Origin of the sequence: Streptomyces ossamyceticus (genome assembly GCF_001418475.1) — a bacterium.
GTDB lineage: Bacteria > Actinomycetota > Actinomycetes > Streptomycetales > Streptomycetaceae > Streptomyces > Streptomyces ossamyceticus.
Genome location: NZ_LIQX01000908.1, coordinates 1 through 1,281, shown reverse-complemented (window position 1 = coordinate 1,281; position 1,281 = coordinate 1). Strand labels below are relative to the sequence as shown.

The following is a 1,281-nucleotide window of genomic DNA, read 5'->3' as shown; positions in this document are numbered from 1 at the left end:
CGCCCCGGCCCGGTACCGGGCGGCGAACCGGGCCCCGGCACCGGAGGTCGGCTTCACGACGTACTCGTGCGCGTCGGGCAGCTCCACGGGGTCGCCCGGCGCGAGATAGGAGGTCGGGACGACGGGCACCCCGGCCCGTGCGAGGTCGCCGAGGTACCGCTTGTCGGTGTTCCAGCGGATGACGTCGGCCGGGTTGGCGAGCCGGGTGGCCCGGCCGCACTTCTCCACCCATGCCGTGAACTCGGCCGCCCGCCAGCTGTAGTCCCAGGTGGACCGGATGACGACGAGGTCGTGGGCCGACCAGTCCACGTCCGGGTCGTCCCAGTGCACGGCCTCCGCCTCGGCACCGGCCGCCCGCAGCGCGCCCACCAGCACCGGCAGATCCCGGTCGGCGCCGGCCTCCGCGCCGGGGTCGTAGGTGGCGAGGGCGATCCGGGGGGCGGCGGTGCGGGCCACGGGGACTCCGTTCTCGTACGGGGCTCGTACATCCGTCCAGGTGTGGACGGCTGCTCGGGCATCCGGTTCTCCGGCGCAGGCTAACAACCGGGGCGCCGGACCGGGGCACCCGTCACGGCACGGCGGGCCCGGTGATGAGCCTCCCCTTCGCGTCGTAGGGCCAGACGTTGGGGACGCAGCCCTTCATGCCCTTGATCTGCTGCATCATCGCGGGGGCGGGCTTGCCCCGGCCGGGGCAGCCGACGTGGCCCTCGCCGAGGAAGTGGCCGACCTCGTGGTTGATGATCAGGGCGCGGTAGGCCGTGACGTCGTCGGCGTAGACCGGGGTGGCCAGCTCCCACCGCTTGAGGTTGACCATGACGTTGTCGTCGACGTTGCAGTTGACCTCGCCACGGGTGTCGAGGCCGTACGCGCCGCAGATGTCGTCGACGGTGCCCGGCGTGGCGACCTTCACGACGAAGTCGGTGGCACCACCGGAGACCCGCTGGAACGCCGAGTCGCCGTCCGCCGTCCATCCGCGCGGGTCGCCCAGGATGCGCTCCACCTCCTCGGCGACGTCGGCGGCGGACAGGGACAGTCCCTTCTCGACCTCGACGCGGTAGCGCAGGACCTTGCCGTCACCCACTTTGGGGCCACTGCCGGGGGCCTTGGTGAAGGTGCCCGGCCCGGTCTCGGGGATGACGCGCCCGGACGGCGACGGCGAGGCGGAGCGCCCGCCGGAACCGCCGGAGGAACCGCCGGTCGAGCCACCGGAGCCACGGGAGCCACCGCCGGGCGACTCGTCGGCCGACGCGTCGGTCGGGTCGTCGGCCGACGAGTCGCCCG

2 protein-coding genes are annotated in these 1,281 nt (G+C 73.8%); both read right to left on the bottom strand.

What is annotated here, in order from left to right; translation table 11 throughout:
• The coding region (locus AOK15_RS40420) for an ATP-grasp domain-containing protein (RefSeq protein WP_420877037.1) at positions 1 to 456 on the bottom strand (456 nt) is incomplete at its 3' end.
• Positions 457 to 568: 112 nt separating this feature from the next.
• The coding region (locus tag AOK15_RS40415; protein ID WP_055524145.1) for a DUF3152 domain-containing protein at positions 569 to 1,281 on the bottom strand (713 nt) is incomplete at its 5' end.